This is a genomic window from Streptomyces aurantiacus JA 4570 (assembly GCF_000414115.1).
In the GTDB taxonomy this organism is placed as follows: Bacteria; Actinomycetota; Actinomycetes; order Streptomycetales; family Streptomycetaceae; genus Streptomyces; species Streptomyces aurantiacus_A.
The window spans coordinates 14,014-36,411 of the sequence record NZ_AOPZ01000042.1; the positions used below are offsets into that span (position 1 = coordinate 14,014).

Below are 22,398 nucleotides of genomic sequence, written 5' to 3' on the forward strand. Positions count from 1 at the left end.
GACGACGATGAGCCACGCGCAGGACAACGGGCCGGCCGAGCACGCGGGACCCGCCGTGCCGCAGACCCGCACCGCACGCCACCGCCGGATCGTGGACATCCTCAACCGGCAGCCCGTGCGGTCGCAGAGCCAGTTGGCGAAGCTCCTGGCCGACGACGGCCTGACGGTCACCCAGGCGACGCTCTCCCGCGACCTCGACGAGCTCAACGCCGTCAAGATCCGCAACGCCGAGGGCGACCTGATCTACGCCGTGCCCAGCGAGGGCGGTTTCCGCACGCCCCGTGCCCCCCTCGGCGAGTCGGCCAAGGAGCAGCGCATGCGGCGCCTCTCCGTGGAACTGCTCATCTCCGCGGAGGCGTCGGCCAACCTCGTCGTCCTGCGCACCCCGCCCGGCGCCGCCCAGTTCCTCGCCTCGGCCATCGACCAGGCCGAACTGCACGACATCCTCGGGACGATCGCGGGGGACGACACGGTGATGCTGATCAGCCGGGAGCCGGCGGGGGGCCAGGCGCTGGCGGACCATCTGCTGCGGCTGGCTTCGAACGAGCACTGACGCCGACAGGGAGCTTCCGTCAGCCCGCGCGCCGCGCCCGGTACGACATCCACGCCGCCACCACCGCTCCCGACACGTTGTGCCACACGGAGAACACCGCCGCCGGAAGCGCCGCCAGCGGGCTGAAGTGGGCGGTGGCCAGGGACGCGGCGAGGCCGGAGTTCTGCATGCCGACCTCGAAGGCCATCGCGCGGGATGCGGGCGCGCCGAGGCGGGCCAGCTTGCCCGCGCCGTAGCCGAGCGCGAGGCCGAGGCCGTTGTGCAGCACGACGGCGACAAGCACCAGCGCGGCCGCCGACTTGATGGCCTCCGCGCTGCCGGCCACGACCACCGCGACGATGACGGCGACGGTCGCGGCCGACAGCCACGGCAGCGCGCCGAGCACGCGGGCCCGGTCGATGTAACGCCCGAAGCACAGCCGCACGACGAGCCCGGCGGCGACGGGCAGCAGCACGGTCTTGAGGATGTCCGTCACCATCGACCCCGCGTCCACCGGCAGGTACTCGCCCGCGAGCAGCAGCGTGAGCGGCGGCGTGACGAGCGGCGCGAGGACCGTGGAGACGGTCGCGACGGACACCGAGAGGGCCACGTCGCCGCGCGCGAGGTAGGTCACGACGTTCGAGGCGGTGCCGCTCGGCGCGCAGCCGACGAGGATCACTCCGGCCGCCAACTGCGGTGACAGGTCAAGGACGTGGGCGATGAGCCAGCCGAGCCCCGGCATGATCACGTAATGCGCCACGAGCCCCAGGGCCACCACCCAGGGCCGCTTCACCACGCCCTGGAAGTCGACCGGGGTCATGGTGAGCCCCATGCAGAACATCACCACGCCCAGCAGATACGGGACGTTGGTGCCCCATCCCTCGAAGGCCCCCGGCGCCAGGAGCCCGACGGCACCCGCGGCCAGGACGAGGACGGGGAACACGGTGACGGCGCGCCGGGCGGCCCGGTCGGCGGGGCCCGCGGAACCGGCGTCCGCGGCACCCGTCGCCGCCGGACCGGGAGTTGTCTGTTCGGTCTGCACCCGGCGATGCAACGTCCCGGCGCGGCGGGGACGCAACCCCGTCTCGATATGTGGTCGCTACACGCGTTGCCGGGCGGCGGGGGCCGGTCGGCCTCAGGCCGGCGTCGGCGGCAACGGCAGCGGCAGTCCCGGCAGCCCGTCGATGCTCGTCGCGATGTACTCCTTCTTCGTGAAGTACGCGTCCAGCGAGGCATCGTCCTCGCGCGCGAAGCGCCTGGCGTGCAGGTCGCGGTCCTCGTCGTACGACATGAAGGGCACCGCGTAGCCGCAGGTGTCGCGGATGAGGTCGGCCGTCACGACGATGATCGCGCGCAGCCCGTGCGGGGTGGGATCGACGTCGGGGAAGCGGGCGAGCAGTTCGGGGAAGCGCGGGTCGTCGCGGAAGACGGGCTCGCCGCGGCCGTGCACCCGGACGATGTTGGGCGGGCCCTGGAAGGCGCACCACATGAGCGTGATGCGGCCGTTCTCCCGCAGATGGGCGATGGTCTCCGCGTTGCTGCCCGCGAAGTCCAGGTAGGCGACGCTGAGTTCGTCGAGGACGACGAAGGAGCCGCTGACTCCCTTGGGGGAGAGGTTGACGGTCCCGTCGGCGGCGAGCGGGGAGGTCGCGGTGAAGAAGATCGGCTGCTCCTCGATGAACGTACGGAGCCGGCCGTCTATGCGCTGGTGAGTCTTTCCCATGTCTAAGGATTATGGCCTTCTTTAGTTCCGCTGTCTAACTACATGTGTGGATTGACGAATCATGCGGTCAAGTGCATACTCATGCATAGAAGCGCATGCAGGCGCCGCCCCGGGCGAGCGAACATCTGTGAACGTCTGTGAGGAGAAACCCGTGACCGAGCGCGTCGTACTCGCCTACTCGGGCGGCCTTGACACCTCCGTCGCCATCGGCTGGATCGCCGAGGAGACGGGCGCCGAGGTCATCGCTGTCGCCGTGGACGTCGGCCAGGGCGGCGAGGACCTGGACGTCATCCGCAAGCGCGCGCTCGCCTGCGGGGCGGTCGAGGCGGAGGTCGCGGACGCCAGGGACGAGTTCGCCGAGGGCTACTGCCTCCCGGCGATCAAGGCCAACGCCCTCTACATGGACCGCTATCCGCTGGTCTCGGCCCTCTCCCGGCCCGCGATCGTCAAGCACCTGGTCGCCGCCGCGCACAAGCACGGCGCGGGCGTCGTCGCCCACGGCTGCACCGGCAAAGGCAACGACCAGGTGCGGTTCGAGGCCGGCATCCAGGCGCTCGGCCCCGACCTCAAGTGCATCGCCCCGGTCCGGGACTACGCGATGACGCGGGACAAGGCCATCGCCTTCTGCGAGGACAAGGGCCTGCCGATCGCGACCACCAAGAAGTCGCCGTACTCCATCGACCAGAACGTCTTCGGGCGCGCCGTCGAGACCGGCTTCCTGGAGGACATCTGGAACGCGCCGGTCGAGGACGTGTACGAGTACACCTCCAACCCCGCGACGCCGCGCGAGGCCGACGAGGTCGTCATCACCTTCAAGGAGGGCGTGCCGGTCGCCCTCGACGGCAGGCCCGTCACGGTCCTCCAGGCGATCCAGCAGCTCAACGAGCGGGCGGGCGCCCAGGGGATCGGCCGGATCGACATGGTCGAGGACCGGCTCGTGGGCATCAAGTCCCGTGAGGTGTACGAGGCTCCGGGCGCGATCGCCCTGATCACCGCCCACCAGGAGCTGGAGAACGTCACGGTCGAGCGCGAACTGGCCCGCTACAAGCGGCAGGTCGAGCAGCGCTGGGGCGAACTGGTCTACGACGGCCTGTGGTTCTCCCCGCTCAAGCGGGCCCTGGACGGCTTCATCGACGAGGCCAACCAGCACGTCAGCGGCGACATCCGGATGACCCTGCACGGCGGCCGCGCCGTCGTCACCGGCCGGAAGTCCGAGCAGTCCCTGTACGACTTCAACCTCGCGACGTACGACTCGGGCGACACCTTCGACCAGTCCAAGGCGCAGGGATTCATCGACATCTTCGGCCTGTCGTCGAAGATCGCCGCCCGGCGGGACCTGGCGTAAGCAGTAGCGTGAGTGGCGCCCCTTGCCCGCGCGGCAACGGGCGGTGGCACATCAACAGCCTTGAGGAGCACAGCACGTGAGCAGCAACACCGGCGATGTCCGCCTCTGGGGCGGCCGGTTCGCCGACGGCCCCGCAGAAGCGCTGGCGCAACTCTCCGCGTCGGTCCACTTCGACTGGCGACTCGCCCCCTACGACATCGCAGGCTCCCGCGCCCACGCGCGCGTGCTGCACAAGGCGGACCTCCTCACGGCCGACGAACTGGAGCGCATGCTGGCGGGCCTCGACCGGCTCGAAGCCGATGTCGCGGACGGCTCGTTCGTCGGCGCCATCGCCGACGAGGACGTGCACACCGCCCTGGAGCGCGGCCTCCTCGAGCGGCTCGGCCCGGACCTCGGCGGCAAGCTGCGCGCGGGACGGTCCCGCAACGACCAGGTGGCGACGCTCTTCAAGATGTACCTGCGCGACCACGCCCGGATCATCGGCGGCCTGATCGCCGAGCTCCAGGAGGCGCTGATCGGCCTCGCCGAGGCGCACCCGGACGTCGCCATGCCGGGCCGCACGCACCTCCAGCACGCCCAGCCGGTGCTCTTCGCGCACCACGTGCTGGCCCACGTCCAGTCGCTGTCGCGGGACGCCGAGCGGCTGCGGCAGTGGGACGAGCGGACGGCCGTCTCGCCGTACGGCTCGGGCGCCCTCGCCGGATCCTCCCTCGGCCTCGACCCGCAGTCCGTGGCCAAGGACCTCGGTTTCGAGCGGGGGAGTGTCCCGAACTCCATCGACGGCACGGCCTCGCGTGACTTCGTCGCCGAGTTCGCCTTCATCACGGCGATGATCGGCGTGAACCTGTCCCGGATCGCCGAAGAGGTCATCATCTGGAACACGAAGGAGTTCTCCTTCGTCACGCTCCACGACGCGTTCTCGACCGGCTCGTCGATCATGCCGCAGAAGAAGAACCCGGACATCGCGGAGCTGGCGCGCGGCAAGTCGGGCCGCCTCATCGGCAATCTGACCGGCCTGATGGCCACCCTCAAGGCGCTCCCCCTCGCGTACAACCGCGACCTCCAGGAGGACAAGGAGCCCGTCTTCGACTCCTGCGACCAGCTGGAGGTCCTGCTGCCCGCCTTCACCGGCATGATGGCGACGCTCACGGTCCACCGCGAGCGCATGGAGGAACTGGCCCCGGCCGGCTTCTCGCTCGCCACGGACATCGCCGAGTGGCTGGTCAAGCAGGGCGTGCCGTTCCGGGTCGCGCACGAGGTCGCGGGCGAGTGCGTCAAGGAGTGCGAGGCCCACGGCATCGAACTCGACCAGCTCACGGACGAGCAGTTCGCGAAGATCTCCCCGCACCTGACACCGGAGGTCCGCTCGGTCCTGAACGTCCCGGGGGCGTTGGCGTCCCGCGACGGCCGAGGCGGCACGGCCCCCTCGGCGGTAGCCGCACAACTCGCGGAGATCAAAACGGACGTAGCCGCACAGCACCAGTGGGCGAGGGGAATCAGCCCGTCCGGCGTTTGAGGACGAGCGCGAAGTCCGGCGTTTGAGGACGAGGCGCGAAGCGCCGACAAAGCGGGGGCCCGGGGGCGGCAGCCCCCGGTTCGGGAAGGGGCGGGACCGGGGCGCCCCGCGAGGGCCCCGGCACCGGCCAAGGGTTACGTTGAGGGGGGACCGCGACCCGCGTTCCCCCCTCGGCGCAACCCGAAAAGCGTGGAGCCCCAATGCCCTTCGCCCGACTGGCCGCAGCGACCACCCCCACCGCCCACATCGGCCTGGGCCTCGCCGCGGTCGGCAGGCCCGGCTACATCACGCTCGGCCGCGAGGCCGACCTGCCGCCCTCCCGCAGCGTCGAGGCCCTGCGCGAACGCACCCTCGAACTCCTCGACGCGGCCTACGCGCTCGGCGTGCGCTACATCGACGTGGCCCGCTCCTACGGCCGTTCGGAGGAGTTCCTCGCCGACTGGCTGCGCGCCCGCCCCGACAACCGGGATGTCGTCGTCGGCAGCAAGTGGGGCTACACGTACACGGCCGACTGGCGCACCGACGCCGACGCGCACGAGGTCAAGGACCACAGCGTCGCCGCGTACGACCGCCAGCGCGCCGAGACCGCCGAACTCCTCGGCGACCGCCTCGACCTCTACCAGATCCACTCGGTGACCCCCGAGAGCCCGGCCCTCACCGACAAGGAACTGCACGCCCGCCTCGCCGACCTGGCCGACCGGGGCGTGACCGTCGGCCTCTCCGTGAGCGGCCCCGAGCAGGCCGCCGCGATCCGCGCCGCCCTCGACGTCACCGTGCGCGGCGAGCGGCTGTTCCGCACGGTCCAGGCGACCTACAACGCCCTGGAGACCTCGGCCGGGGCCGCGCTCGCCGAGGCGCACGACGCGGGCCTGACCGTCCTGGTCAAGGAGGCCATGGCCAACGGCCGCCTCGCAGGGCCCGGCGCGCCCGCCGCCGTCCGGGCCGCCGCCGAGTCCGCCGGCCTCGGCTGTGACGCGGTCGCCCTCGCCCTGGTCCTGCGGCAGCCCTGGGCGGGCGTCGTGCTCTCCGGCGCCGCCACCTCCGTACAGCTCGTGTCGAACCTGCACGCGACGGCCGTCGACCTGGACGCGGAACACGTCGACCGCCTCACCGAGCTGGCGGAGGAGCCCGCCGCGTACTGGAGCACGCGGGCCGCGCTGCCCTGGCACTGAGGCCGTGGCGTATGCCCCGGCACTGAGGCCGTGGCGCTGACGCCCGGCGCTGAACACACCGACCCCGGCCACCCCTCCCGTGAGACTGCGACACCCTCGATGAGACAAATTTGTCTCATAAGGGCTATGGTTGTCTCATGTCAGTCGATCGTGACCAGGTGCTGCGCAGTGCGGCCGCCCAGCTCACCCGCAAGGGCTCCTCGACCATGGACGAGGTCGCCAAGGCGTCCGGCATCAGCCGCGCCACCCTGCACCGCCACTTCGCCGGGCGGGACGCGCTGATCCGCGCGCTCGAAGAGCTCGGCATCCAGGAGTGCGAGGCGGCGCTGAACGCGGCGCGCCTGGACGAGGGCACCGCGGGGGACGCGCTGCGGCGCCTCGTCAAGGAGATCGAGCCCGCCGCCGGCCTGCTCGCGTTCCTCGTCACGGAGAACCAGCTCTTCGAGGGCGACGCCCAGCACGAGGGCTGGACCCGGCTCGACATCCGCATCACCGACCTCTTCCGGCGCGGCCAGCTGAACGGCGAGTTCCGCATCGACCTGAGCCCCGTGTGGCTCCGGGAGGCGCTGTACGGCCTCGTCGGCTCCGCCGCCTGGGCCGTGCTCGAGGGCCGCGTGGCCGCGAAGGACTTCTCATACCTGATCGCCGAGCTGCTGATCGGCGGCGCACAACGGAGAGTGGAATCATGACAAGCACCGAACAGCGCATACGGCCCGCGGAGGTGGAGCGGCACCCAGGTCGCTGGCTCGCCCTCGCGGTGTTGGCGCTGGCCGTGCTGCTCGTCGCGGTGGACGCGACCGTCCTCGGCCTCGCGACGCCGTACATCAGCGAGGACCTGAAGCCGTCCGGCACCCAGCTGCTGTGGATCGGCGACGTCTATTCGTTCGTGATCGCGGGTCTGCTGGTGTCCATGGGCAGCCTCGGCGACCGCATCGGCCGCAAGAAGCTGCTGCTCACGGGCGCCGTCGCGTTCGGCGCGGTGTCCGTGCTCAACTCCTATGCCACGACGCCGGAGTTGATGATCCTGGCGCGCGCCCTGCTGGGTGTCGCGGGCGCGACCCTGATGCCGTCCACGCTCGCGCTGATCCGGAACATCTTCCACGACCCGCGCGAGCGCAGCATCGCCGTCGGCGTGTGGGGCGCGATGGCGTCGGCGGGCGCGGCGGTCGGCCCGGTCGTCGGCGGCTTCCTGCTCGAACACTTCTGGTGGGGCTCGGTCTTCCTCATCAACCTGCCGGTGATGGCGGTCCTCGTCCTCGTCGGCATCAAGCTGCTGCCCGAGTCGAAGAACCCGGCGCCGGGCCCCTGGGATCTGATCAGCGTCGCCCTGTCGCTCATCGGCATGATCGGGATCGTGTACGCGATCAAGGAGGCGGCGGCGCACGGCTTCCGCTGGGACGTCGCGGCGTCCGGCGCCATCGGTGCGGCGGCGCTCGTCTGGTTCGTACGTCGCCAGCTCACGCTGCCCGCGCCGCTGTTGGACATGCGGCTGTTCCGCAACCGCGGCTTCTCGGCGGCCGTCCTCGCCGACCTGCTGACCATCCTCGGCCTGTCCGGCCTGGTCTTCTTCCTCTCCCAGTTCCTCCAACTGGTGCAGGGCAGGCAGCCGTTCGAGGCGGGCCTCGCCGAACTGCCCGCGGCTGTCGGCGCGGTGACGGCGGGTCTGATCGCGGGCACGGTGGCGCGCCGGTACTCGGTGCGGGCGGTGGTCGCGGGCGGGCTCGCGGCGGTGGGGCTCGCGCTCGCCTCGCTGACCGTGCTGAGCCAGCAGACCGGCTATCCGCTGCTCGGCGCGGCGCTGCTGGTCGTGGGCGTCGGCGCGGGCTTCGCCTTCACGGTGACCGCCGACGTGATCCTGTCCAGCGTGCCGAAGGAACAGGCGGGCGCGGCGTCCGCCGTCTCGGAGACGGCGTACGAACTGGGCGCGGCCCTCGGCATCGCCCTGCTCGGCTCCATCGTGACCGGTGTGTACCGGGACTTCACGGCCCCGGCGGGCACCCCGGCCGACGCCGCGTCGGCGGCGCACGACTCACTGGGCGGCGCGGTCGAGGCCGGCGCGAGCCTTCCGGCCCACACGGCCGAGCCACTCCTCGCGGCGGCCCAGGACGCCTTCGTGGACGGCCTGCGCGTGGCCGCGGGCGTGGGGGCGGCGGTGCTGCTCGCCACGGCGGTGGCGGCATGGTTCCTCTTGAAGGGCCAGAAGCTGGAGGACGGCGTCGAGCACTGAGCGCTTCGCTGGGGTGCGGTGTCTTCTGCGGGCCGTGGGGGCTGGTCGCGCAGTTCCCCGCGCCCCTTACGGGGCGCTTCGTACCGCAGTCCCTCGCGCCCCTTACGGGCGCGGCACCGCACCGGCCGCGTGGCCGCCACCGCTCACCGCTGTGGGCAGGCGTTCCGCACGGCGGAACGGGAGCCCCGGCCTACGCCGCCTTGGCTTTAGTGGCGTAAATGTCCACGTACTCCTGCCCGGAGAGCTGCATGACCTCCGTCATCACGGAATCCGTCACCGCGCGCAGCACATAACGGTCCCGGTCCATCCCGTCGTACCGGGAGAACTCCATCGCTTCCCCGAAGCGGACCGTCACCTTGCCGGGCCGCGGCAGCCCCTTGCCACCGGGCTGGAGCTTGTCCGTGCCGATCATCGCGAAGGGGACGACGGGCGCGCCGGTCATCAGGGTCAGGCGCGCGATGCCGGTGCGGCCGCGGTAGAGACGGCCGTCGGGGGAGCGGGTGCCCTCCGGGTAGATGCCGAAGACCTTGCCGTCGTCGAGGATGCGGCGGCCGGTCATCAGGGCGGCCACCCCGCCGCGGCCGCCGTCGCGGTCCACGGGGATCATGCCGACGCCGGTGAAGAACCACGCCATGAGGCGGCCCTTGAGGCCCTTGCCGGTGACGTACTCGTCCTTGCCGATGAAGTAGACGGCCCGGTCGCACACCAGGGGCAGGATCATCGAGTCGATGAACGTCAGGTGGTTTCCGGCCAGAATGACGGGGCCGGTACCGGGGATGTTCTCGGCGCCTTCGACCCGCGGGCGGAACATCAGGCGCAAGATCGGTCCAAGCACTGCCTTGATGAGCGCTAGACGGGACAACAGGTCCTCCGGTGTCAACGGGTCGACGACGAGTCTGTGCAGGTGAGGACCATACTCGCGGGCCCCCGTTGATTGCACATCGGGTTCATGCGACCGATACGCAGAGTTGACCTGATTTTGCCTGCTGTTGCCCCCGCGAGGACCCCACAGTGACGACGGTATCGCTGTGCGAACTGCGTGGCTTGTCCGAGTGGTGCTTCTCACGCACGACGCGTCTCACGGCCGGAACTCTTCAAGTCACTTCCTGAAGCCCTCCAGGTGTCCGCGAGCCGAGGCGCACGCGCCGTGCCGCGTTTTCCGGAGCCGCGCGCCCACCGGCGCGCCGCGCCGCCGGGCCCACTCGACACGCGGCGTCAGCCGCCCGTTCGGCCCCAGGACTCCCGCCCGTCACGTGCCGCCACCTACGATCGGTGCCGCTTTGTCAGGTGCAAGGCGCAGCACAGCGGTACACAGGGAGGGAGCGCTCATGACGACGCAGGAATCGGGTCAGCGGCGGACGGGGGCGAGCCCGGGGCGGCGTGCGGTGCTCGGGGCCGCGGTGCTGGGGGCGGGCACGGCCGTCGTCGGGGCGCCGGGCGTGGCGAGAGCCGACGACAAGCACGGGCACGGCGGCCACGGGGGCGGATACAAGGACTTGCCCGTGCCGACGGTCGTCGCGCACCGCGGGGCCAGCGGCTACCGGCCCGAGCACACGCTGGGCTCGTACCAACTCGCCCTGGACATGGGCGCGCACGTCATCGAGCAGGACGTGGTGCCGACGAAGGACGGCCATCTCGTATGCCGTCACGAGAACGACATCACCGGCACGACGGACGTCGCCGCGCACCCCGAGTTCGCGGGCCGCAAGACGACCAAGACCGTCGACGGCACCAAGCTCACCGGCTGGTTCACCGAGGACTTCACGCTCGTCGAGCTGAAGACGCTGCGCGCCAAGGAGCGCATTCCGGGCACGCGGCAGCGCAACACCCTCTACGACGGCCGCTGGGAGGTACCCACCCTCGAAGAGGTCTTCCGCTGGGCGGAGAAGGAGGGCCGCCGGCGCGGCCGGCGCGTCTGGCTGCACATCGAGACCAAGCACCCCACGTACTTCCGTGGTCTCGGCCTCGGCCTGGAGGAGCCGCTCGCCAAGCTGCTGCGCCGCTACAACCGCCACCGCAGGCACTCCCCGAACTTCCTGCAGTCCTTCGAGCCGAGCAGCATCCAGCGCCTGCGCAAGCTCGTCGACGCCCCCGGTGTGGTGCTGCTGTCCACGGCGTCCTCCCGCCCGTGGGACTTCGTCGAGGCGGGCGACCCGCGCACCGTCGCCGACCTCATCAAGCCCGAGGGCCTGAAGTGGATGGCCTCGTACGCCAAGGGCATCGGCCCGACGCTCGACCTGGTCATCCCCAAGGGCCCCGACGGCAAGCTCCTGGAGCCGACCACCCTGGTCCGCGACGCGCACGCCGAGGGCCTGCTCCTGCACCCCTACACGATGCGCAACGAGAACACCTTCCTGCCCGCCGACTTCAAGAAGGGCACGGACCCGAACGCGTACGGCGACGCCTTCGGCGCGTTCAAGACGTACTTCGCCACCGGCATCGACGGGATCTTCTCCGACAACCCGGACACCGCGCTGCTCGCCGCCGCGGACTTCGCCGACGACTGAGAGCCGGTCTCCGACCCGCCTCGTCAACGGGTTTGCCCGAAGCCCCAGTTGGGGTGAGACGCGGCCGTTCCTGAAACCCAGAACCGGAACGGCCGCGTCCATGGCGGCATGGCTCCTTCACTCCCGCCGCTCCGCACGCGGCCGTCGTCGCTCTCGTACGACCTGGTCACCACCCTGCGCCCGCTGCTCGCCGCCGAGGCATCGGCCGAGGCGGGCGCCTGCGGCGCCGACCCCGGCGACCTGGAGCAGGCCGTCTGGCTGCGCCTGCTCGAACACCTGGACGCCGGGGGCCCGCCCGCCGACCCCGCCGCCTGGCTGCGCGCCGCCGTCCGCGACGAGGCGCGCCGCACCCGCAGCACGGCCCGCCGCGAGCGGCCCTACGCGACCGAGCCCGCCGACCCGCGCGTGGGCCCCGAACAGCGGGCGCTGCGGGCCGACCGGCACCGCACCCTCTACGCCGCCGTCCGGAAACTGCCCGGCCGCTGTCCACGACTTGTGGCTGCGCTTCTGTCGCCCAAAGACCTCACCTACCGAGAAATCGCAGGGGAGTTGGGAATGTCACAAGGATCTTTGGGGCCGGAACGTTCCCGATGCCTGGGATGCCTGCGCAGAATGCTCGCGCAAGAGGTTGCGACTCCGGACCCATGGGGAAAGGAGTGAGGGACAACCGGCGGAGCAGGTGAGCGGGAGGCATGCACACATGGGCATGAGCGTGACCATCTCGGAGGCGACCGACACGGACGCCGAGCAGATCCTCAAACTGCAGTACCTCTGCTACCAGAGCGAGGCCGAGCTGTACGGCGACTACTCCATCGAGCCGCTGACACAGACCCTCGACTCCATCAAGGCCGAGCTGGCCGAGGGCAGCGTCCTGGTGGCGCGCCTGGGCGAGGAGGTCGTGGCGTCCGTGCGGGGCACGGTCGACGCGGCGGGCACGGCCCGGATCGGCAAGCTCATCGTGCACCCGCGGATGCAGCGGCACGGCCTGGGCGGCCGGCTCCTGGACGCCATCGAGCGCCGCCTCGGCGAGAGCGGTACCGCGCAGCGCTTCGAGCTGTTCACCGGCCACCGCAGCGAGAGCAACCTCCAGCTCTACCGCAAGCACGGCTACGCGCCCGTGAGCACCCAGCGCGTGGACGACCGCCTGACGGTGGTGACGCTCTCCAAGGACGCCGAGGCGGGGGCGTACGTGACCAGCGCCTAGGCGGGCTCCCCGGACTGGCCGCGCGCCCGGCGCAGCCAGAACACCGCGGTCACCGGAAGCAGCACGGGGATGAACAGATAGCCCATGCCGAAGTCCGACCAGACCGTGGCGTCCGGGAACGCGGAGGGCTCCGCGAGGGTCCAGGCCCCGACGCCGAGCACGCCGACCAGCTCGGCGGCGCAGCACACCAGCGCCGCCTTGCGGGCCGTCTCGCCGCCGCGTACGAGCGAGTACGTGATGAAGCCGTAGACGACGCCGGCGATCGCGGAGAGCGTGTACGCGAGCGGGGCCTTGCCGAAGTCCGTGGAGATCTGGACCGCGGAGCGCGACACCGCGCCCACGACCATCACGCCGTACAGCCACACCAGCAGGATGCCGGGGCCGGTGATCAGCTTCTGCCGCGGCTGCTGCTGCTGCCTCGCCTGCCCGGCGCGGGGCTCGTCGTCGGTCACCGTCACCTCAGCCTCCCCAGATGTCGTAGAGCCGCACTTCGAGGACGGCGAGGACCACGCCGCCCGCGGCGACGGTCAGCGAGCCCCAGCGGGTGCGCTCGCCGAGGGACATGAAGCCCGCCGCCGGGACGCACGCGAACGAGCCGATCAGATACGCCACGAAGATCGTCGTGCCCTGCTCGGGGTCCTCGCCCCGCGCCAGCTGCACGACGCCGACGATCAGCTGGACCAGCGCGAGCAGGGTGACCACACCCATGCCGATGAAGTGCCAGTCCTTCGTCGGCTGGTCCCGGTAGGCGGCGAAGCCGCACCAGGCCGCGAGCGCGAGCGCGGCCACGGAGGTCGCGACGGTCAGGGCAACAAGCATGCCGAGACCCTATTACGGGCCAAAAGGCCCGGTGTGCTCGGCCCCGGGGGCCCAGGATCCGCGGGTGGGTCCCCCCGTATCGTCGAGGCCATGAAGATCCAGGCTGAAGCGCTCCTGTTCGACAACGACGGCACCCTTGTCTCCTCCATCGAATCCGTCCACCGCTGCTGGACGCGCTGGGCAAAGGAGTACGGGATCACCGCCGAGGAGTTCGCCGCGGTCGAACTGCACGGCCGCCCCGCCGCCGAGATCGTCGCCGACCTGCTGCCCGCGGACCGCGTGGCCGAGGCCGTGGCCCGGATCGAGGACCTTGAGGTCTCCGACGTCGCGGGCGGTGTGGTCGCGCTGCCCGGCACCCTCGACCTGCTCGCGTCGCTGCCCGCCGAGCGCTGGGCCGTCGTCACCTCCGCGTCCCGCCGCCTGGCCGAGGCCCGCCTCGCCGAGGTCGGGATCCGCCCGAAGACGCTGATAGCCGCCGACGACATCACCCGCGGCAAGCCCGACCCGGAGCCCTTCCTGCTCGCGGCCCGCACGCTCGGCGTGGACCCGGCGCGCTGCGTGGTCTTCGAGGACGCCCCCGCGGGTCTCACGGCCGGCCGGGCCGCCGGCATGACCACCGTGGCGTTGACCACAACGCACACCGCGCCCGAGCTGTCCGCCGACGTCGTCGTGCGGGACCTCTCGGCGGTGTCCGCGCAGGCCACGGCGGGTGGCGTGGAGATCGGCACCGGCGCCTGAGCGTCGTCCCAGGTGTGCGGCGCGGCGTCCGCCGTCGTCCCAAGTTCGTCCGCTATTCGGACAGCGGTGGCGGGACGCGCCCGCACGCGTGTTTTACTGTTCCGCATGACCACGACGAGCTACCGCACCCTTGCGACCGAGGCGATCACGACGCCCGGTGCTCGTTGTATGTGTCGAATGTGCGCCTTCTGAGGGCCCCCGCACCACTGAGAGCCTCGCGCCCCGAAGCGAAGCCGCTGTGCCGCGCCACTACGCCACGTACGCACCCGTAGAAGTCACGTACGCATCCGTAGCAAGCGAGCCCGCCCCGCGCACACGTCCTCCGGTTCTTCCCCGACATCGCGAGAACCGTGCCGCGTTCCGAACGAATGCCCCGTGCCCCGGCGCCACCGCGCCGTGCACTCGACAGTGACGGAAACCCCAGTGATCACCACTTCCGGCCTGACCAAGGTCTACCGCTCACGCGGTCGTGAAGTAACCGCCCTCGACGGAGTCGATCTCCATGTGCGGGAAGGCGAGGTGTACGGCGTCATCGGCCAGTCCGGTGCCGGTAAATCCTCCCTGATCCGCTGCGTCAACCTCCTTGAGCGCCCCACCTCCGGCACGGTGACGGTGGCCGGCCAGGACCTCACCGCGCTCGCCGGGCGCGGACCGAGGGCGGGCAAGGAACTGCGCGCCGCCCGCAGCCGCATCGGCATGGTCTTCCAGCACTTCAACCTGCTGTCCTCGCGCACGGTCCAGGCCAACATCGAGCTGCCGCTCGAGATCCTCGGCCTGTCCGGCAAGGAACGCTCCCGCAAGGCGCTCGACCTCCTGGACCTGGTCGGCCTCGCCGACAAGGCCAAGGTCTACCCGGCGCAGCTCTCCGGCGGCCAGAAGCAGCGCGTCGGCATCGCCCGCGCCCTGGCCGGCGAGCCCAAGGTGCTGCTCTCGGACGAGGCGACCAGCGCCCTCGACCCGGACACCACCCGCTCCATCCTGGAGCTCCTGCGCGACCTCAACCGCCAGCTCGGCCTCACCGTCCTGCTGATCACGCACGAGATGGAGGTCGTCAAGACGGTCTGCGACTCGGCCGCGCTCATGCAGCGGGGCCGCATCGTGGAGTCCGGCACCGTCAACGAACTGCTCGCCACCCCCGGCTCGCAGCTCGCCGCCGCGCTCTTCCCCGTCAGCGGCGACGCCACCGGCGCCGACCGCACCGTCGTCGACGTGACCTTCCACGGCGATGCCGCGACCCAGCCGGTCATCTCCCAGCTGTCGCGCACGTACAACATCGACATCTCGATCCTCGGCGCCGCCATGGACACCGTCGCGGGCAAGCAGGTCGGCCGGATGCGCATCGAGCTGCCCGGCCGCTTCGAGGAGAACGTCGTCCCGATCGGCTTCCTGCGCGAGCAGGGCCTCCAGGTCGACGTGGCCGGTGACGCGCCCGCGTCGATCCCGGCGCAGGACGCGCCCGCGACCGCCGCCGCGCTGGTGAAGGAAGGTGCCAAGTGACCTGGTCGGAGATGCAGCCCCTGCTGGAGCAGGCATGTTGGGACACGCTCTACATGGTCGGCTGGTCGACGCTGATCGCCGTCGTCGGCGGCCTGCCGCTCGGCATCCTGCTGGTCCTCACCGACCGCGGCGGGCTGCTGCAGAACGTGGTCGTGAACAAGGTCATCGGGCAGGTCGTGAACATCGCCCGCTCGATGCCGTTCATCATCCTCATCGTGGCCCTGATGGACTTCACGCGCTGGGTCGTCGGCACCACCATCAACCGTGAGGCGGCCATCGTGCCGCTCGCCATCGGCGCCATCCCGTTCTTCGCCCGGCTCGTCGAGACGGCCGTGCGCGAGGTCGACCACGGCCTGGTCGAGGCCGTGCAGTCGATGGGCGGCAACACCTGGACCGTCGTACGCAAGGTCCTCGTGCCCGAGTCGCTGCCGTCGCTGATCTCCAGCGTCACCACGACGATCGTCGTGCTCATCGGCTACTCGGCGATGGCGGGCACCGTCGGCGCCGGCGGCCTCGGCGACCTCGCGATCCGCTACGGCTACCAGCGGTTCGAGACCGAGCTGATGTGGATCACCGTGGCGATCCTCGCCGTGGTCATCTCCGTCATCCAGTTCGCCGGCGACTACGCGGCGCGCGGCCTGCACCGCCGCGGCGGCGGCTCCGGAGCCGCCCCCCGGCTCCGGCTGCTGCGCGGCAAGGCGCAGGAGAGCGCCGCCACCGCCGAGCCCGTGCGGACCACCGACCCGGTCACGGCGGACGCCGAGCCCGAGCGGGAGCCCGTCAAGGCTTCCTGAGTTCACCCAGCACCACCCCGCACCATCACCGCGGGGGTGTACCACCCATGGAGAAAGGCACTTTTCGTGCGTAACACCATCAAGATCACCGCTGCCGTCCTGGCCACCGGAGCCCTCACCCTCGGCCTCACCGCCTGCGGCTCCGACAAGGGCACCGCCGCCGACAAGGACGGGCCGCTCATCGTCGCCGCGACCCCGACGCCGCAGGGCGCGATCCTCGACTACGTCAAGAAGAACCTGGCGAAGAAGGCGGGCCTGGACCTGGAGGTGAAGGAGTTCACCGACTACGTCACGCCCAACACCGCCGTGCAGCAGGGCGAGGTCTCGGCGAACTACTTCCAGCACAAGCCGTACCTGGACGACTTCAACAAGAAGAACAAGACGGACATCGTTCCGGTCCCGGGCGCGACGGTGCACCTGGAACCCCTCGGCGTCTACTCCAAGAAGATCAAGAAGCTCGACGACCTCAAGAAGGGCTCGACGGTCGCCGTCCCCAACGACACGACCAACGAGGCCCGCGCCCTCAAGCTGCTCGCCGACAACGGCGTCCTCAAGCTCAAGGAGGGCGTCGGCTTCGCCGCCACCCCCAAGGACGTCGTCTCCAACCCGCTCGGCCTGAAGTTCAAGGAGCTGGAGGCCGCCCAGCTGCCGCGCTCCATCAACGACGTCGACGCCGCGGTGATCAACGGCAACTACGCGCTCGAGGCCGACCTCAGCCCCGCCAAGAACGCCCTCGTGGCGGAGAAGGCCAAGGGCAACCCGTACGGCAACTTCCTCGCCGTGAAGAAGGGCGAGGAGAACGACCCGCGCGTGAAGAAGCTCGCCAAGCTCCTCACCTCGCCCGAGGTCAAGAAGTTCATCGACGACAAGTACGACGGCGCCGTCGTCGCGGCCTTCTGACATGGGCCGGGCCGTCATCGCCGCCGCGGCCGGGGCCCTCACCCTGTCGCTCGGCCTGACCGCCTGCGGTGCGGGCTCCGGCTCCGACGGCGACCAGCTCGTCGTCGGGGCCACCCCGACCCCGGCCGGTGAAGTCCTCGCGTACATCCAGCAGAACCTGGCGGAGAAAGAGGGCCTGGACCTCCAGGTGCGGGAGTTCACGGACTACGTGACGCCCAACACCGCGCTCCAGGAGGGCTCCCTCGACGCCAACCTCTACCAGCACACCCCGTACCTCGACGACTTCAACAAGTCCAAGAAGACGGACCTGGTGCCGGTGACCGAGGTCTATCTGCCGCCGATGGGCGTGTACGCGGACGGCGGCCGCGCGGGACTGAAGGACGTATCCGATCTGCGCCCCGGCGCGACCGTCACCGTCCCCAACGACACCACCAACGAGGGCAGGGCGCTCCAACTGCTCGCCTCCAAGGGCGTGATCGAGCTCAAGAAGGGCGCGGGTGCCGAGGCGACCCCCGAGGACATCGCGGCCAACCCGAAGAAGCTCACCATCAAGCCCCTGGAGCCCGCGCAGCTGCCGCGCTCCCTCAAGGACGTCGACGCGGCCGTCATCAACAACAACTACGCGCTCGACGCGGGCCTGAGCCCCAAGAAGGACGCCGTCCTCCTGGAGTCCGCGAAGGACAACCCGTACAACAACGTCCTCGCCGTCAAGAAGGGCGACGAGGACGACCCGAGGGTCAAGAAGCTGGCCGAGCTGCTGACTTCGCCCGAGGTGAAGAAGTTCATCGAGGACAAGTACAAGGGGTCGGTGCTGCCGGTCACGGCCGGCTGACGCGCCCCCCTGCCCCGCCGCTGTCCCGTCCCCGCGCACGGGGTCCGCTCCGCACTCCGGAGTGGACCCCGTGGTGCGTCCGCGCGCCGCCATGCTGCATGCTTGGCACTTCAGCAGGTCTGGAGGTCCTTGAGGACGTTGACGATTCACGGAGCGACAGGCCCATGAAGGTTATGGAGCGGCGCATGACTACAGCCTCCTCGGGTTCCTCCGGGTTTCCCGACATCTCCATCAGCACGGAGCGGTTGGTGCTGCGCCCGTTCGAGGAAGCGGACATCACGGCGTACGCGGAGATGATGAACGACGAGCTCGTCACCGCCTGGACCGCCGCGCCCCAGCCGTACACCGAGGCCGACGCCCGCGCCTGGATCACCGAACTCGCCCCCGCCGAACGGGCCGAGGGCCGCGGGATCGTCCTCGCCGTGACCGAGTTCCTCACCCAGCGCCTGGTCGGCTCCGTGCGGCTGCGCCGCACCGACTGGCGGGTGCGCTCCAGTGAGCTCAGCTATGTGTCCGCCCCCTGGGCCCGCGGCGAGGGGTACGCCTCCGAGGCCGCGCTCGCCACCGCCCAGTGGCTCTTCCACGACCAGAAGTTCGAGCGCATCGAGCTGCGCACGGCCGCGGACAACACCGCCGCGCAGCAGGTGGCCCAGAAGATCGGCTGCATCAGCGAAGGGGTCCTGCGCGGCGCGTGGATAGCACGTGTCAGAAACGGAGGCGATCCCCTCGGCGGCTGGATCGATGTGCGGACCGACCTCATTGTGTGGAGCTTGCTGCCCGAGGACCTCGAGGGCGTCAGCGAGCAGCTCGCGGAGAGCGGTTATACGGCTTTCTCGGACTGGAACTGACCGGGGGGCCTCTCCTTTCCCCACCCGGGCGGCGGAATTTCAGCCTGTCCGGCGTTTGAGGACGAGCCGCGGAGCGGGGTTGCGGGAAGGGGCGGGGTTGGGGAGCCCCCGGCAGGGCACCACCAGGTACGCTCCCCCTGGCCGCACGCGGCGGCCCCGCACCGTACGACCGACCCGAGACTCCAGGAGACAGACGACCATGGCCGACCGGGTCACGGTGATCGGCTGGGACGGCTCGCCGCTGACCGCCGCGGCACGCTCCGCACTGAGCGCCGCCACCCTCGTCGCCGGCGCGGCCCACCACCTGGCCCTGCCCGAGGTCCCGCCGACAGCGGAACGCGTCCGCCTCGGCAGCGTCGCCCTCGCCGCCCGCCGCATCGCCGCCCACCGCGGCACAGCGGTCGTCCTGGCGGACGGCGACCCCGGCTTCTTCGGCGTCGTACGCACCCTGCGCGCCCCCGAATTCGGCCTCGAGGTCGAAGTGGTGCCCGCCGTCTCCTCCGTGGCCCAGGCATTCGCCCGCGCCGGCATGCCCTGGGACGACGCCCGGATCGTGGTGGCCCACCGCCGCACCCTGCGCCGCGCGGTGAACGCCTGTCGCGCGCACAGCAAGGTGGCCGTGCTCACGTCGCCCGGCGCGGGCCCCGCCGAGCTCGGCCTGCTGCTCGAAGGCGTCCACCGCACCTTCGTGATCTGCGAGGAACTCGGCACCGAACGCGAACAGGTCAGCGTCGTCACCTCGGACAAGGCCGCCGACCACGCCTGGCGCGACCCGAACGTCGTCATCGTCATCGGGGGCACCGGTGGCCCCGGCGGCACGGGCGGCGGCCCCGCCGCCCACGACACCGGCTGGATCGCCGGCCGCGAACCCGGCACCGAGCCGCGCGGCTGGGCCCTGCCCGCGGCCGCCTACGGAGGCGACCAGGAGCTCGGCGAGGGCGAGACCGACCGCATCCGCGCCGCCCAACTCGCCCGGCTCGGCCCGCGTGTGGGCGACCTCGTCTGGGACATCGGCTGCGGCACCGGAGCCTTCACCGCCGAGGCCGCCCGCTTCGGCGCGGCCGTCATCGCCGTCGACCGGGACCCGGACGCCTGCGCCCGCACGACCGCGGCCGCCCGCCGGTTCGGCGTGCACGCCCAGATCGTGCACGGCACCGCGCCGCACATCCTGGAGAACCTGCCCGAGCCCGACGTCGTACGCGTCGGCGGCGGGGGAGTGGCGGTCGTCTCGGCCGTCGCCGACCGCCGCCCCGAGCGCATCGTCACGCACGCCGCGACCCGCGACGACGCCGAACTCCTCGGCCGGGACCTCACGGAGCACGGCTACGCCGTGGAGTGCGCGCTCCTCCAGTCCGTCGAACTCGACACCCGCGCCTGGACGGAGCGGAAGCGGACCGTCGTCTTCCTGGTCTCCGCGCTGCTCCTCGACCGGACGGCGTGACCCTCGCGACCCTGCCGACGCGCCGTGCGCGGTAGGCTGGCCGATCGTTGTACCGCACCTGGGCGCCCGGCGATTCGTTGGTCTGTGTCAGTCAAAGTCCGGAAAGCTCGCCCGTTTTGGGGGGTGCGTGTGGTACGGCGGACCGCGGGACGCGCGACGTGGCGCAGTCCACAGCGGACCGTGGCCGATCAAGCTGCCACGGCGGCGGTGCTACCGCGAGAATGCCTGTGGTCCGTACGCGGCGAGCTGTGGTCCGTACGCGGTGCGTGCCGCGCGGCACGTGCGCTCGTTGTTGATGACGGGCGGTCAAAGAAGGACTAACCGATGGGCGAGGGGTACGCATGACCGACACCGGCCAGGTCCCGGGCGAGGGACTGCCGGAGAACGCAGGCAGGGTGGAGCAGCCGGGCGTCCCCGCGCCGGCCGCGTACACCTTCCTCGACCCCTCCGAGAACCCCGCCGAGGACGACGACCTGCTGCTGATGCCGGGTGCCCAGGGCGCGTGGAGCGAGGCGCAGACCGCGCAGCCGGGCACCGGGCAGCCGGAGCCCGCGCAGGGAGCGCAGGTACAGGTACAGGTACAGGCGCAGGCACAGCCCGGCGCGGAAGCGGCGCGGTTCGCGCAGCAGGCAGTCGGGCAGCAGGCAGTTGGCCAGCAGCTGGTCGGGCAGGTCCCGTTCGGCCAGGAAGCCGCAGGTCGGAACGCACCGGTCCAGGACGCGCCGATCGGGGGTGCCCAGGCGGTCCAGGGCGGGCCGGGTCAGGACGCGCCGGGTCAGGACGCGGCCCAGGCGGGTGTCGGCCAGGCCGTGGCCGCGGAGGCGCACCCCGGGCAGCCGGTATTCGCCCAGGTCCAGGCCGGTGCGGAGCAGGCGTCGGCCGCCCAGGGCCAGGCGTCGGCCGCCCAGGAGTACGCGTCGGCCGGTCCGGAGCAGGTGTCGGTCGGTCAGGAGCACGCGGCAGTCGGTCAGGGGCACGCCGCAGTCGGTCAGGAGCGGGTCGCCCACCAGCCCGGACCGCACGAGACGTCCGGCCGGGACAGCGGCTCCGTCGACCTCACCGGCATCCCCCTGCACGGGAGCCACGGTGCCCCCGCCTCGCACCCCAGCCCCACCCGCCGCCCCCTGCATCGCGGCCCGGCCGCCCCCACCGTGCCCGACGTCGCCGCGAGCCCCGTCCGCTCGCTGGCCGACCGAGGCCCCGCGGGCGGTACGCCGCACCCGATGCCGGTCCGGCACGCGGGCCCGCCGACGAGCGGCCCCGAATACCTCGACATCCCGCAGGACGACGCGGGCGCGCTGCCCGGCCCGCAACTCGGCGAGATCCCGCCGCAGGGCGCGGCACCCTGGGCCGCGCAGCCGCAGAGCTCCTCCGGGACAGCCACGGAACCCCAGGTCACACCTGCAGAAACGGTCGTCCCAGAGGGCCCGGGGGCCCCCGGGACCACAGCGACCACACTCTCACCGCAGGGCTCGGCGTTCGCTCCGGACCCGTCCGAAGCTTCGGTCCCGTCCGGCGCCCCGGTCCCGGCCGACCCCTCGGTCCCGGCGGACGGCTCCGCCCCGGTCGACGGCACCGTCCCGGCCGAGGCTCCGGCCGCGACCGACGGTTCGGCTCCGGCCAACGCATCGGGCCCTTCGGACGCCCCCACACCCGGCTCCGTGCCGCACGCCCCTGGCGCGCTTGAGGCATCGGGTGCACTCGACGCCGCGGACGCTCCGCACGCGCCCGCGGACGCGCCGGGCTCCACCGAGGCGCACGCCGAGCAGGCGGCGCACGCCCCGGGCACTGTGCCGACCCCCGACCTTCCGGGGATCGCGGAGGCCCCGGGAGCGGCGGACGTGCCGGAGACACCGGCCGCGAACGCCCAGGCCCCCGCCGCCACGCACACCGAGGACGCGGACATGGGTGCGGGTTCCGGCGCGGGCGCGCACGCGGCCCCCGCCCCCACCGCCGACAGCTCGGTCCCCGCGGGCCCGGATGCCGTCACGGTCGCCGCGTCGGCCGCCCAGATGCCCCCTGCCGAGCCGACCACACCGGCGGAGCCGGCTGCTTCGGCCGAGCCGACCACTCCGGCCGAGTCGGCCACCCCGGTCGACCCACCCCTGAGAACGAACGAACCAGGCTCCGCCGAAGACGCCGCCTCGGACGCCGTGGCGCCCCCCTCCGCCCCGGAGTCCCTGACGGCGCCCGGCCCCGAGCCCCTTGCCGCGCCCGCCCCGGAGGCCACCGCGACGCAGACCGCGCCCGCGGCAGCCACCGCCGGGCCCGGCACCGACCCCGCGGCCCAGGCCGCCCTCGGC

Annotated in this window: 22 protein-coding genes and 1 pseudogene; 17 read left to right on the plus strand and 6 right to left on the minus strand. The window is 71.8% G+C overall.

What is annotated here, in order from left to right; genetic code table 11:
* The first annotated feature begins 7 nt into the window (after nt 1-7).
* Nucleotides 8-553: an arginine repressor gene (locus STRAU_RS05450; protein WP_016639245.1), complete on the plus strand. Its 546-nt coding sequence runs from the start codon at nt 8-10 to the stop codon at nt 551-553.
* A gap of 19 nt (nt 554-572) precedes the next feature.
* Here the strand turns inward: STRAU_RS05450 and STRAU_RS05455 are convergent, their stop codons facing one another.
* On the minus strand, nt 573-1,574 hold the full coding sequence (locus STRAU_RS05455; protein WP_016639246.1) for a bile acid:sodium symporter family protein: 1,002 nt from the start codon (nt 1,572-1,574) through the stop codon (nt 573-575).
* 93 nt (nt 1,575-1,667) lie between these two features.
* On the minus strand, nt 1,668-2,255 hold the full coding sequence (locus STRAU_RS05460) for a pyridoxamine 5'-phosphate oxidase family protein (protein ID WP_016639247.1): 588 nt from the start codon (nt 2,253-2,255) through the stop codon (nt 1,668-1,670).
* Nucleotides 2,256-2,406: 151 nt separating this feature from the next.
* On the opposite strand from STRAU_RS05460, the gene STRAU_RS05465 reads away from it, so the two are divergent.
* The 5 genes from STRAU_RS05465 (at nt 2,407) to STRAU_RS05485 (ending at nt 8,515) form a co-directional block, all read left to right on the plus strand.
* Nucleotides 2,407-3,600, plus strand: coding sequence for an argininosuccinate synthase (locus STRAU_RS05465; RefSeq protein ID WP_037657691.1), 1,194 nt, complete (start codon nt 2,407-2,409; stop codon nt 3,598-3,600).
* Between the two features lie 76 nt (nt 3,601-3,676).
* A complete protein-coding gene (gene argH, locus STRAU_RS05470; RefSeq protein ID WP_016639249.1) occupies nt 3,677-5,116 on the plus strand; it encodes an argininosuccinate lyase in 1,440 nt (479 codons plus the stop codon).
* Between the two features lie 200 nt (nt 5,117-5,316).
* A complete protein-coding gene (locus STRAU_RS05475; RefSeq protein ID WP_016639250.1) occupies nt 5,317-6,288 on the plus strand; it encodes an aldo/keto reductase in 972 nt (323 codons plus the stop codon).
* A gap of 137 nt (nt 6,289-6,425) precedes the next feature.
* Nucleotides 6,426-6,977, plus strand: coding sequence for a TetR/AcrR family transcriptional regulator (locus tag STRAU_RS05480; protein ID WP_016639251.1), 552 nt, complete (start codon nt 6,426-6,428; stop codon nt 6,975-6,977).
* Complete coding sequence (locus STRAU_RS05485; RefSeq protein WP_016639252.1) at nt 6,974-8,515, plus strand: MFS transporter; 1,542 nt, start codon at nt 6,974-6,976, stop codon at nt 8,513-8,515. The genes STRAU_RS05480 and STRAU_RS05485 overlap by 4 nt, the downstream gene beginning before the upstream one ends.
* A gap of 190 nt (nt 8,516-8,705) precedes the next feature.
* Here STRAU_RS05485 and STRAU_RS05490 read toward each other — a convergent pair whose 3' ends face one another.
* On the minus strand, nt 8,706-9,395 hold the full coding sequence (locus tag STRAU_RS05490) for a lysophospholipid acyltransferase family protein (protein WP_078620979.1): 690 nt from the start codon (nt 9,393-9,395) through the stop codon (nt 8,706-8,708).
* A gap of 448 nt (nt 9,396-9,843) precedes the next feature.
* On the opposite strand from STRAU_RS05490, the gene STRAU_RS05495 reads away from it, so the two are divergent.
* The 3 genes from STRAU_RS05495 to STRAU_RS05505 all read left to right on the plus strand — a co-directional run bounded on the left by STRAU_RS05495 (nt 9,844) and on the right by STRAU_RS05505 (nt 12,226).
* Nucleotides 9,844-11,022, plus strand: a complete 1,179-nt coding sequence (locus tag STRAU_RS05495; RefSeq protein WP_037657693.1) for a glycerophosphodiester phosphodiesterase — start codon at nt 9,844-9,846, stop codon at nt 11,020-11,022.
* 108 nt (nt 11,023-11,130) lie between these two features.
* On the plus strand, nt 11,131-11,682 hold the full coding sequence (locus STRAU_RS05500) for an RNA polymerase sigma factor (protein ID WP_016639255.1): 552 nt from the start codon (nt 11,131-11,133) through the stop codon (nt 11,680-11,682).
* Between the two features lie 40 nt (nt 11,683-11,722).
* Entirely contained in the window at nt 11,723-12,226 is a 504-nt protein-coding gene (locus STRAU_RS05505; protein ID WP_016639256.1) for a GNAT family N-acetyltransferase, read from the plus strand.
* Here the strand turns inward: STRAU_RS05505 and STRAU_RS05510 are convergent.
* Both STRAU_RS05510 and STRAU_RS05515 read right to left on the minus strand, forming a co-directional pair.
* Nucleotides 12,223-12,678, minus strand: coding sequence for a hypothetical protein (locus tag STRAU_RS05510; protein ID WP_106967816.1), 456 nt, complete (start codon nt 12,676-12,678; stop codon nt 12,223-12,225). The genes STRAU_RS05505 and STRAU_RS05510 overlap by 4 nt on opposite strands.
* 7 nt (nt 12,679-12,685) lie before the next feature.
* Nucleotides 12,686-13,045, minus strand: coding sequence for a hypothetical protein (locus STRAU_RS05515; RefSeq protein ID WP_016639258.1), 360 nt, complete (start codon nt 13,043-13,045; stop codon nt 12,686-12,688).
* Between the two features lie 90 nt (nt 13,046-13,135).
* Here STRAU_RS05515 and STRAU_RS05520 point away from each other — a divergent pair, with 90 nt between their 5' ends.
* The 7 genes from STRAU_RS05520 to cbiE all read left to right on the plus strand — a co-directional run bounded on the left by STRAU_RS05520 (nt 13,136) and on the right by cbiE (nt 20,095).
* On the plus strand, nt 13,136-13,783 hold the full coding sequence (locus STRAU_RS05520; protein ID WP_016639259.1) for an HAD-IA family hydrolase: 648 nt from the start codon (nt 13,136-13,138) through the stop codon (nt 13,781-13,783).
* Nucleotides 13,784-14,206: 423 nt separating this feature from the next.
* Nucleotides 14,207-15,280, plus strand: a complete 1,074-nt coding sequence (locus tag STRAU_RS05525) for a methionine ABC transporter ATP-binding protein (RefSeq protein ID WP_016639260.1) — start codon at nt 14,207-14,209, stop codon at nt 15,278-15,280.
* Entirely contained in the window at nt 15,277-16,074 is a 798-nt protein-coding gene (locus STRAU_RS05530) for a methionine ABC transporter permease (RefSeq protein WP_016639261.1), read from the plus strand. Before STRAU_RS05525 ends, STRAU_RS05530 begins: the two co-directional genes overlap by 4 nt.
* A gap of 66 nt (nt 16,075-16,140) precedes the next feature.
* The gene (locus tag STRAU_RS05535; protein WP_016639262.1) at nt 16,141-16,974 is read left to right on the plus strand and encodes a MetQ/NlpA family ABC transporter substrate-binding protein; all 834 of its coding nucleotides are present in this window, start codon (nt 16,141-16,143) and stop codon (nt 16,972-16,974) included.
* 1 nt (nt 16,975) lies between these two features.
* Nucleotides 16,976-17,806, plus strand: coding sequence for a MetQ/NlpA family ABC transporter substrate-binding protein (locus STRAU_RS05540; protein ID WP_016639263.1), 831 nt, complete (start codon nt 16,976-16,978; stop codon nt 17,804-17,806).
* Nucleotides 17,807-17,979: 173 nt separating this feature from the next.
* Nucleotides 17,980-18,654 (plus strand): GNAT family N-acetyltransferase, encoded by a 675-nt coding sequence (locus tag STRAU_RS05545; RefSeq protein ID WP_016639264.1) that lies wholly within the window; start codon nt 17,980-17,982, stop codon nt 18,652-18,654.
* A gap of 199 nt (nt 18,655-18,853) precedes the next feature.
* Nucleotides 18,854-20,095 carry a precorrin-6y C5,15-methyltransferase (decarboxylating) subunit CbiE gene (cbiE, locus tag STRAU_RS05550; protein WP_016639265.1) on the plus strand — a complete coding sequence of 414 codons (1,242 nt, stop codon included), beginning with the start codon at nt 18,854-18,856 and terminating at the stop codon, nt 20,093-20,095.
* Between the two features lie 317 nt (nt 20,096-20,412).
* On the opposite strand, the gene STRAU_RS42265 is transcribed toward cbiE, so the two are convergent.
* Entirely contained in the window at nt 20,413-21,051 is a 639-nt protein-coding gene (locus tag STRAU_RS42265; protein ID WP_158692019.1) for a hypothetical protein, read from the minus strand.
* On the opposite strand from STRAU_RS42265, the pseudogene STRAU_RS05560 reads away from it, so the two are divergent.
* Nucleotides 21,031-22,398 (plus strand): annotated as a pseudogene (locus STRAU_RS05560) (hypothetical protein); the annotation flags it as partial. The gene STRAU_RS42265 and the pseudogene STRAU_RS05560 sit on opposite strands and share 21 nt — an antisense overlap.

Excerpts from the sequence above, each read along its gene's own strand:
- STRAU_RS05495 (WP_037657693.1), top strand. The coding sequence starts at position 9,844 with ATGACGACGCAGGAATCGGGTCAGCGGCGGACGGGGGCGAGCCCGGGG.
- STRAU_RS05545 (WP_016639264.1), top strand. The coding sequence starts at position 17,980 with ATGGAGCGGCGCATGACTACAGCCTCCTCGGGTTCCTCCGGGTTTCCC.
- STRAU_RS05460 (WP_016639247.1), bottom strand. The coding sequence starts at position 2,255 with ATGGGAAAGACTCACCAGCGCATAGACGGCCGGCTCCGTACGTTCATC.
- STRAU_RS05485 (WP_016639252.1), top strand. The coding sequence starts at position 6,974 with ATGACAAGCACCGAACAGCGCATACGGCCCGCGGAGGTGGAGCGGCAC.
- STRAU_RS05520 (WP_016639259.1), top strand. The coding sequence starts at position 13,136 with ATGAAGATCCAGGCTGAAGCGCTCCTGTTCGACAACGACGGCACCCTT.
- STRAU_RS05500 (WP_016639255.1), top strand. The coding sequence starts at position 11,131 with ATGGCTCCTTCACTCCCGCCGCTCCGCACGCGGCCGTCGTCGCTCTCG.
- cbiE (WP_016639265.1), top strand. The coding sequence starts at position 18,854 with ATGGCCGACCGGGTCACGGTGATCGGCTGGGACGGCTCGCCGCTGACC.
- STRAU_RS05540 (WP_016639263.1), top strand. The coding sequence starts at position 16,976 with ATGGGCCGGGCCGTCATCGCCGCCGCGGCCGGGGCCCTCACCCTGTCG.
- STRAU_RS05515 (WP_016639258.1), bottom strand. The coding sequence starts at position 13,045 with ATGCTTGTTGCCCTGACCGTCGCGACCTCCGTGGCCGCGCTCGCGCTC.
- STRAU_RS05505 (WP_016639256.1), top strand. The coding sequence starts at position 11,723 with ATGGGCATGAGCGTGACCATCTCGGAGGCGACCGACACGGACGCCGAG.
- STRAU_RS05450 (WP_016639245.1), top strand. The coding sequence starts at position 8 with ATGAGCCACGCGCAGGACAACGGGCCGGCCGAGCACGCGGGACCCGCC.
- STRAU_RS05475 (WP_016639250.1), top strand. The coding sequence starts at position 5,317 with ATGCCCTTCGCCCGACTGGCCGCAGCGACCACCCCCACCGCCCACATC.
- STRAU_RS05480 (WP_016639251.1), top strand. The coding sequence starts at position 6,426 with ATGTCAGTCGATCGTGACCAGGTGCTGCGCAGTGCGGCCGCCCAGCTC.